The 9,471-nt window shown below is 58.5% G+C and carries 6 protein-coding genes; all 6 read left to right on the plus strand.

Annotation, left to right across the window (positions count from 1 at the left end):
- Window positions 1-2,310: efflux RND transporter permease subunit (locus RTY00_RS12195; RefSeq protein WP_312664628.1), on the plus strand; the 2,310-nt coding region annotated here is incomplete at its 5' end.
- The gene (mdtC, locus tag RTY00_RS12200; RefSeq protein WP_312664629.1) at window positions 2,307-5,375 is read left to right on the plus strand and encodes a multidrug efflux RND transporter permease subunit MdtC; all 3,069 of its coding nucleotides are present in this window, start codon (window positions 2,307-2,309) and stop codon (window positions 5,373-5,375) included. The genes RTY00_RS12195 and mdtC, both read left to right, overlap by 4 nt.
- Window positions 5,376-5,459: 84 nt before the next feature.
- Window positions 5,460-6,866, plus strand: a complete 1,407-nt coding sequence (gene mdtD / locus RTY00_RS12205) for a multidrug transporter subunit MdtD (RefSeq protein WP_312664630.1) — start codon at window positions 5,460-5,462, stop codon at window positions 6,864-6,866.
- Entirely contained in the window at window positions 6,863-8,248 is a 1,386-nt protein-coding gene (gene baeS, locus RTY00_RS12210; RefSeq protein ID WP_312664631.1) for a two-component system sensor histidine kinase BaeS, read from the plus strand. Before mdtD ends, baeS begins: the two co-directional genes overlap by 4 nt.
- 9 nt (window positions 8,249-8,257) lie before the next feature.
- A complete protein-coding gene (baeR, locus tag RTY00_RS12215) occupies window positions 8,258-8,965 on the plus strand; it encodes a two-component system response regulator BaeR (RefSeq protein ID WP_312664632.1) in 708 nt (235 codons plus the stop codon).
- Between the two features lie 145 nt (window positions 8,966-9,110).
- On the plus strand, window positions 9,111-9,471 hold a 361-nt coding region (locus tag RTY00_RS12220), incomplete at its 3' end, for a U32 family peptidase (protein WP_409519135.1).

The raw sequence follows: 9,471 nt of genomic DNA on the forward strand, positions 1-9,471 counted from the left end.
GAACAAGGTGCCGAAAACAGCTGGCTGGGCGCATGGGCGAACCGTCAGCAGGCGATTGTGCTCAACGTGCAGCGCCAGCCCGGCGCTAACATCATCGCCACCGCCGATAATATCCGCGCCATGTTGCCCGGTTTAACCGCCACGCTGCCAAAATCGGTGGATGTGAAACTGCTAACTGACCGCACCACCAATATCCGCGCCTCGGTCAGCGATACCCAGCACGAACTGATGCTGGCGATGGGTTTGGTGGTGATGATCATCTACCTGTTCCTGCGTAACGTCCCGGCGACCATCATTCCCGCCGTCGCCGTACCGCTGTCGCTGATAGGCACCTTTGCCGCGATGTATTTCCTCGGCTTCTCGGTCAACAACCTGACGCTGATGGCGCTGACCATCGCCACCGGCTTTGTGGTTGATGACGCCATCGTGGTGATCGAGAACATCTCGCGCTATATCGAAAAAGGCGAAAAACCGCTGACGGCGGCGCTGAAAGGCGCGGGCGAGATTGGCTTCACCATCATCTCCCTCACCTTCTCGCTGATTGCGGTGCTGATCCCGCTGCTGTTTATGGGCGATGTAATTGGCCGCCTGTTCCGCGAATTCGCCGTAACGCTGGCAGTGGCGATTTTGATTTCCGCCGTAGTATCGCTGACGCTGACGCCGATGATGTGCGCCCGCATGTTAAGCGCCGAATCGCTGCGCAAGCAGAACCGCTTCTCGCGCGCCAGCGAAGCGATGTTCGACCGCGTTATTGCCAGCTACGGACGCGGCTTAACGCGCGTGCTGCTGCATCCGTGGATCACCTTGTCGGTGGCGCTCAGCACCTTGCTGATCACCGTGTTGCTGTGGATCGTCATTCCCAAAGGCTTCTTCCCGCAGCAGGATAACAGCATCATTCAAGGTACCTTGCAGGCACCGCAGTCGGTTTCTTACGCCAACATGGCGGAGCGCACGCGCGATGTCGCTTCAATCATCATGAAAGATCCGGCGGTGCAGAGCATGACCTCGTTTGTCGGCGTCGATGGCACCAACGCCGCGCTCAACAGCGCGCGCCTGCAAATCAACCTCAAGCCGCTGAATGAGCGTGACGATCGTATTCCGGCGGTGCAGCAGCGCCTGCAACAGGCGTTAGCTAAAGTGCCGGGCATTTCGCTGTGGCTGCAACCGGTGCAGGATTTGACCATTGATACCCAAGCCAGCCGCACGCCGTACCAGTTCACGCTGCAATCCGGCTCGCTCGAGTCGCTGAGTTTGTGGGTGCCGAAACTGCTGGAGCAGCTGAATACGCTGCCGCAACTGCGTGACGTCAGCAGTGACTGGCAGGATCAAGGTTTGGAAGCTTTTGTCCGTGTCGATCGTGACAGCGCCAGCCGCCTGGGCATTAGCATGGCCGATGTGGATAACGCGCTGTATAACGCCTTTGGTCAGCGGCTGATCTCCACCATTTACACCCAGGCCAACCAATATCGCGTGGTGCTGGAGCAGAACAACGATGCAACGCCGGGACTGGCGAGTCTCGACGGCATTCGTCTGACCAGCAGCGACGGCGGCAGCGTGCCGCTCAGCGCCATCGCGCAAATTGAGGAGCGCCACGCCGCGCTCAGCATCAACCATCTCGATCAGTTCCCTTCGGCAACCTTCTCGTTTGATGTCGCCGACGGCTATTCGCTGGGCGATGCGGTGAAAGCGGTGAGCGCGGCGGAAGATCAGGTGGGCATGCCCGCCGAGATGATGACGCAGTTCCAGGGCAGCACGCTGGCCTTTGAAGCCGCGTTGTCCAGCACCGTGTGGCTGATTGTGGCGGCGGTGGTGGCGATGTATATCGTGCTCGGCGTGCTGTATGAGAGCTTTATCCATCCGATCACTATTCTCTCGACGCTGCCCACCGCCGGTGTGGGCGCGCTGCTAGCGCTGATGCTGAGCGGCAACGAGCTGGATATCATCGGCATCATCGGCATTATCTTGCTGATCGGTATCGTGAAGAAAAACGCCATCATGATGATCGACTTCGCATTGGCGGCAGAGCGTGAGCAAGGCATGCCGCCGCGCGAGGCGATTTATCAGGCGTGCTTACTGCGTTTCCGTCCGATTCTGATGACGACATTGGCGGCGCTGCTCGGTGCGCTGCCGCTGATGCTGAGTACCGGCGTCGGCGCAGAGTTGCGCCATCCGCTGGGAATCGCCATGGTCGGCGGTTTGGTGGTAAGCCAGGTTCTGACGCTGTTCACCACGCCGGTGATCTATATGCTGTTTGATCGTCTGTCGCACGCTACGCGCCGTCGCTTTAAACGCTCGGAGGCGCAGTCGTGAAGTTCTTCGCGCTGTTTATTCATCGCCCGGTCGCCACCACTTTGCTGACGCTGGCGATTGCGCTGGCCGGCATTCTCGGCTTCCGCCTGCTGCCGGTGGCACCTTTGCCGCAGCTGGATTTCCCGGTGATTTTGATCTCGGCTTCGCTGCCCGGTGCATCGCCGGAAACCATGGCGGCCTCGGTGGCAACGCCGCTCGAGCGCTCGCTGGGGCGCATTGCTGGCGTCAGTGAAATGACCTCCACCAGCTCGCTGGGCAGCACGCGCATTATTCTGGTGTTCGATTTTGATCGCGACATCAACGGTGCCGCGCGCGATGTGCAGGCGGCGATCAACGCCGCACAAAGCCTGCTGCCAACCGGCATGCCGAGCCGTCCCAGCTACCGCAAAGCCAACCCTTCGGATGCACCGATCATGATCCTGACGCTGACCTCGGACATTTATAATCCCGGTCAGCTGTATGATTACGCCTCAACGCAGCTGGCGCAGAAGCTGTCGCAAATTGAAGGCGTGGGCGATGTGACGGTTGGCGGCAGTTCGTTGCCTGCAGTGCGCGTCGAACTCAACCCGCAGGCGCTGTTCAATCAAGGTGTGTCGCTGGATGCGGTGCGCACCGCCATCAGCAACGCCAACCAACGCCGTCCGCAGGGCGCCATTGATGACGTGCAGCAGCGCTGGCAGTTACGCACCAACGGAGAATTGCAAACCGCCAGCGAGTATCAACCGCTGGTGGTGCATTACAACAACGGTGCGGCAGTGCGCCTCAGCGATGTCGCTAACGTGCAGGATTCGGTGCAGGACGTACGCAACGCCGGGATGACCAACGGCAAAGCGGCGGTGCTGCTGGTGGTGCGTAAATCGCCGGAAGCCAACATCATCGATACCGTCGATCGCATTCGTGGCGAATTGCCGGAACTGCATGACGTGATCCCCGCCGCCATCGATCTGCAAATAGCGCAGGATCGTTCGCCCACCATTCGCGCCTCGCTGCATGAAGTGGAGCAGTCGCTGATCATCGCCGTGGCGCTGGTGATTCTGGTGGTGTTTGCCTTCCTGCGCGACTGGCGCGCGACGCTGATCCCCGCCGCTGCGGTGCCGGTTTCGCTGATTGGCACCTTCGCCGCCATGTACCTATGCGGCTTTAGCCTGAATAACCTGTCGCTAATGGCGTTAACCATCGCCACCGGTTTTGTCGTCGATGACGCGATTGTGGTGCTGGAGAACATTGCACGCCACGTCGAAGCGGGCATGAAGCCGCTGCAGGCGGCGCTGACCGGCGTGCGCGAAGTCGGTTTTACCGTGCTGTCGATGAGCCTGTCGCTGATTGCCGTGTTCCTGCCGCTGCTGATGATTGGCGGCATCATTGGCCGCTTCTTCTCAGAGTTTGCCATCACGCTGTCGGTGGCGATTCTGATCTCGCTGTTTATCTCGGTCACGCTGACGCCGATGATGTGCGCGTATCTGCTCAAGCCGCAGGTCAAGCGCAGCCAGCCGCGTATTCGCGGTTTCGGCAAGCTGCTAATGAAGGTGCAAAACGGCTACGCGCGTTCATTGGGTTGGGTGCTGAACCACGCTATTTGGGTGCTGATGCTGCTGCTCGGCACCGTGGCGCTTACGGTTTGGCTGTTCATCTCGATTCCGAAAACCTTTATGCCGGAGCAGGATACCGGTCGTTTACAAGGTTTTATCTCAGCGGATCAGAGCATTTCGTTCCAGGCGATGCGCGGCAAGCTGCAGGATTTCATGAACATCATCAAAGCCGATCCGGCGGTGGATAACGTCACCGGCTTTACCGGCGGTTCGCGCACCAACAGCGGTTCGATGTTCGTCTCGCTCAAGCCGCTCTCCGAGCGCAGCGAAAGCGCGCAGCAAGTGATCGCCCGGCTGCGTATCAAGCTGGCGAAAGAACCGGGCGCCAATCTCTATCTCAACGCGGTACAGGACATTCGTATTGGCGGACGTGAATCCAACGCCAGCTATCAATACAGTTTGCTGTCGGACAACCTGAATGACCTGCGCGAATGGGAGCCGAAAATCCGTCAGGCGTTTGCCGCACTGCCCGAGCTGGCGGACGTCAACTCGGATCAACAGGACAACGGCAGCGAAATGAATCTGACTTACGATCGTGAAAGCATGGCGCGGCTCGGCATCGATGTGTCAGCCGCTAACGCCCTGCTGAATAACGCCTTTGGTCAGCGCCAGATCTCCACCATTTATCAGCCGCTCAATCAGTACAAAGTGGTGATGGAAGTCGATCCGCGCTACACCCAGGACATCAGTTCACTCGATCAGATGTTTGTGATTAACAGCGACGGCAAAGCGATTCCGCTGAGCTGGTTTGCCAAGTGGCAACCGGCCAACGCGCCGCTGTCGGTGAACCACGAAGGCTTGTCGGCGGCGTCCACCATTTCGTTTAACCTGCCGGAAGGCGTATCGCTATCGCAGGCGTCTGAAGCCATCGATCGCACCATCACCGCGCTTGGCGTGCCCGCCAGCGTGCGCGGCAGTTTTGCCGGCACCGCGCAGGTGTTCCAGCAGTCGCAATCCAATCAGCTTTACCTGATGCTGGCAGCGATTGCGGCGGTGTATATCGTGCTCGGTATTCTTTATGAGAGCTACGTGCATCCGCTGACCATTCTCTCCACGCTGCCGTCGGCGGGCGTCGGCGCGCTACTGGCGCTGGAACTGTTCGATACGCCGTTCAGCCTGATTGCGCTAATCGGGATTCTACTGCTGATCGGGATCGTGAAGAAAAACGCCATCATGATGGTCGACTTTGCGCTGGATGCCGAGCGCAACGGCAATCTGTCGCCGCACGACGCGATCTTCCAGGCGTGCCAGCTGCGTTTCCGCCCGATTCTGATGACCACGCTCGCCGCGTTGTTTGGTGCACTGCCGCTGGTGCTGACCAGCGGTGACGGCGCGGAACTGCGTCAACCGCTCGGCATCACCATCGCCGGTGGTTTGGTGATGAGCCAGCTGCTGACGCTCTACACCACGCCGGTGGTTTATTTGATGATGGATAAGCTGCGGCGGCGTAAGAAAAAGGTATTGGTGGCGGGTTAAGGGAGGTCGCCATGAATGGCGCCCCTACCCACCCAGAATTTGTAGGGTCACCATTTATGGTGACCGCACAGCAGAGGAGATTCAGTGAACACGCAAAACGCCACCGTGCGCTGGCAGCTATGGATCGTCGCGTTTGGCTTTTTTATGCAGGCGCTGGATACCACCATCGTTAACACCGCAATCCCGTCGATGGCGCGCGATCTCAACGTCAGCCCGCTAAATATGCACTCGGTGATCGTTTCCTATGTGCTGACCGTGGCGATTACGCTGCCAATCAGCGGGTGGCTGGCGGACCGCTTTGGCGTACGCAATATCTTCTTCTGCGCCATTGTGCTGTTCAGCATCGGCTCGCTGCTGTGCGCCTTCTCCACCACGCTGGATGAGCTGATTATGGCGCGCGTGGTGCAAGGGATTGGCGGTGCGATGATGGTGCCTGTTGGCCGTTTGACGGTGATGAAAATCGTGCCGCGCGAGCAATACATGTCGGCGATGACCTTCGTCACCACGCCAGGACAAATTGGGCCGCTGCTCGGCCCGGCGCTAGGCGGGATTTTGGTGCAGTACGCCAGCTGGCACTGGATTTTCCTGATCAACATTCCGGTTGGGATTATTGGCGCGATTGCCACGCTGACGCTGATGCCCAACTACACCATGCAGACGCGGCGCTTCGATTTCCTCGGCTTTGTGCTGCTGGCTGTCGGCATGGCGACCTTAACGCTGGCGCTGGATGGCCAGCGCAGCTCCGGCGGATCGCCGCTGTTGCTCGGTTTACTGATTCTGGTCGGGGTGTTTTCGCTGCTGTTCTACCTGATGCACGGCCGCAACAACGATAACGCGCTGTTCAGCCTGAAACTGTTTGATAACCGCATCTATTCGATTGGCCTGCTCGGCAGTTTTACCGGCCGCATCGGTAGCGGCATGCTGCCGTTTATGACGCCGATCTTTCTGCAGGTTGGCCTTGGCTACAGCCCGTTCCACGCCGGTTTGATGATGATTCCGATGGTGCTCGGCAACATGGGTACCAAACGCGTGGTGGTACGCATCGTTAACCTGTTTGGTTATCGCCATGCGCTGGTCGGCGCGACCCTTGCGCTGGCGTTGGTGGTGCTGCTTTTCCCGCTGGTGGCGCTGCTTGGCTGGATCTGGCTGCTGCCGGTGGTGCTTTTAATGCAAGGCATGGTGAATGCGATTCGCTTCTCCTCGATGAACACCTTGACGCTAAAGGAGCTACCGGACGAGCTGGCTTCCAGCGGCAACTCACTGTTATCGATGATCATGCAGCTGTCGATGAGTATTGGCGTCACCGTGGCCGGTTTACTACTAGGCGCATTTGGCCACGGCGTGGTGACCGACAGCGCGGCGGCACATCAAACCTTCATTTACACCTATCTGTGCATGGCGCTGGTGATTGCGCTGCCCGCGTTTGTATTTTGGCGCGTACCGAAGGATGTCAGTAAAAACGTTGACCTTAGAGGCAGGAGCAAAGGATGAAGCGGCCGGTAAAATGGGGCATTGGCGCCAAACTGTTTGCGGCGATTTTTTCCACCTGCATGCTGGTGATCATCACTATGCATTGGGGCGTGCGGCTCAGCTTTGAGCACGGCTTTGTGGACTACATCAAAAAAGGCAACGAGCAGCGCTTAACCCTGCTGAGTGATGCGCTGGCCGATCAGTATGAGCAGCACGGTAGCTGGGATTTTCTGCGTACTAATGACAAGCTGATTTTTTCTATTTTGCGCTCGCTGGAGCAGAATCCTGGCAGCGTTAACCAGCTACCGCCGCACGGCTGGCGCACGCAATTCTGGATTATCGATCAGCAATACAAAGTGCTATCAGGGCCGCGCCAGCCGGTGCCACCGGAAGGTACCAGGCGCAATATCACCACCAGCAACGGCAAGATTGTCGGCTGGGTAATTGCCTCACCGGCCGAACGTCTGACGCGCAGCACCGACATCAACTTTGATCAGCAGCAGCGACGCACCAGTTGGATGATCGTGGCGCTGACCGGGTTACTCGCCGCATTGGTTACCTGGCTGCTGGCGCGCGGTTTACTGGCACCGGTGAAACGACTGGTGGATGGTACGCACCATCTGGCGGCGGGCAATTTCGCGACCCGCGTGGAAGTCGGCAGCAGCGATGAACTCGGTCAACTGGGCCGCGACTTCAACCTGCTTGCCAGCTCGCTGGAGAAAAACGAAAGCAACCGCCGCGCCTTTATGGCCGACATCTCCCATGAACTGCGCACGCCGCTGGCGATTCTGCGCGGTGAGCTGGAAGCGATGCAGGATGGCGTACGCAAGTTAACGCCGGAAGCCATCAGCTCGCTACAAAGCGAAGTGGTGGTTCTCACCAAACTGGTCGACGATCTGCATCAGCTGTCGCTGTCCGATGCGGGCGCTCTCGCCTATCGCAAGCAGCCGGTTGATCTGGTTAATCTGCTGGAAGTGGTGGCGGGCAGCTTTGGCGAACGCTATCGCAGCCGCGGCTTAACGCTGAATCTGGCATTGCCCGCGCAGGCTGAGAGCTTTGGCGATCCCGATCGTCTGATGCAGCTGTTCACCAATTTGCTGGAAAACAGCCTGCGTTATACCGACAGCGGCGGCGCGGTGCAGCTTTCCATGCAGCTGGCGGGTGAATACTGGCAGCTGAGGTTTGCCGATAGCGCGCCGGGCGTCGATCCGGCCCATCAGGCACAATTATTTGAACGATTTTTCCGCGCAGAAAGTTCGCGAAATCGCGCCAGCGGCGGCTCGGGGCTTGGCCTGGCGATCTGTAAAAACATCGCTGAAGCGCATGACGGCAGCATCAGTGCGGATCACTCTGATTTAGGTGGACTGCAAATCACGCTAAACTTGCCGTATGTTCCTCACTAGATGTCACTTATGAGCCCGGAAAATAGCGATCCTCTGATCCTTGTTGTAGAAGATGAACCCAAACTGGCGCAGCTGATGATTGATTATCTGCAGGCGTCCAACTATCGCACGCACCACATTGCCGACGGTAACGAGGTGTTGAGCTACGTACAGCAAACGCCGCCAGATCTGATGCTGCTGGATTTGATGCTGCCTGGCCGTGATGGCTTGACGCTGTGCCGTGAAATTCGTCGTTTCTCTGAGCTGCCGATCATCATGGTGACCGCGCGTACCGAAGAGATTGATCGCCTGCTGGGGCTGGAAATCGGCGCGGATGACTACATCTGCAAGCCGTTCAGCCCGCGTGAAGTGGTGGCGCGAGTCAAAACCATTTTGCGCCGCGTTAAACGTTCGCCGGAAGAAGCGCAGCTGGAATCGCATCTGCATATTGATGAGAGCCGCTTTCAGGCCAGCTGGCGTGAACAGCAGCTGGAGCTGACGCCTGCGGAGTTTCGTCTGCTGAAAACGCTGGCGCTGGAGCCGGGTAAAGTGTTCTCACGCGAGCAGTTGCTCAATCATCTCTACGACGATTACCGCGTAGTCACCGATCGCACCATCGACAGCCACATCAAGAACCTGCGCCGCAAGCTCGAAAACCTCGATGCGGAACAGCCGTTTATCCGCGCGGTGTACGGTATGGGCTATCGCTGGGAAGCGGACGTCTGCCGCTTGCTGTAGCCTGCAACGGCTTACATTGATCCAGGTCAATTTACATCGGGTGCGGGCCTGCCTACAATTCCCCACCTTTTGCAGGGCCGAATAATACGGCCGCTGCACCTGCCATCCACGATGGCATGCTGACCTGACATCAGTGAGAAAATCCATGTTAAAACCTGAACTGCTTTCTCCAGCGGGATCGCTGAAGAATATGCGCTATGCCTTTGCCTACGGCGCTGACGCCGTCTATGCCGGCCAACCACGTTACAGCCTGCGCGTACGTAACAACGAATTCACCCACGAGATTCTGGCCAAGGGCATCAATGAAGCCCATGAACTGGGTAAGAAATTCTACGTGGTGGTCAACATCGCCCCGCATAACGCCAAACTGAATACCTTTATCCGCGATCTGACGCCGGTGGTGGCGATGCAGCCGGACGCGCTGATCATGTCCGATCCGGGTCTGATTATGCTGGTGCGTGAAGCCTTCCCGCAGATGCCGATTCACCTGTCGGTGCAGGCCAACG

Source organism: Pantoea sp. CTOTU49201, from assembly GCF_032054795.1.
Lineage (GTDB): Bacteria > Pseudomonadota > Gammaproteobacteria > Enterobacterales > Enterobacteriaceae > Pantoea > Pantoea symbiotica.

What these genes read in the sequence shown, in the direction of transcription:
- baeS (WP_312664631.1), top strand. Translation starts at nt 6,863, where the DNA reads ATGAAGCGGCCGGTAAAATGGGGCATTGGCGCCAAACTGTTTGCGGCG.
- baeR (WP_312664632.1), top strand. Translation starts at nt 8,258, where the DNA reads ATGAGCCCGGAAAATAGCGATCCTCTGATCCTTGTTGTAGAAGATGAA.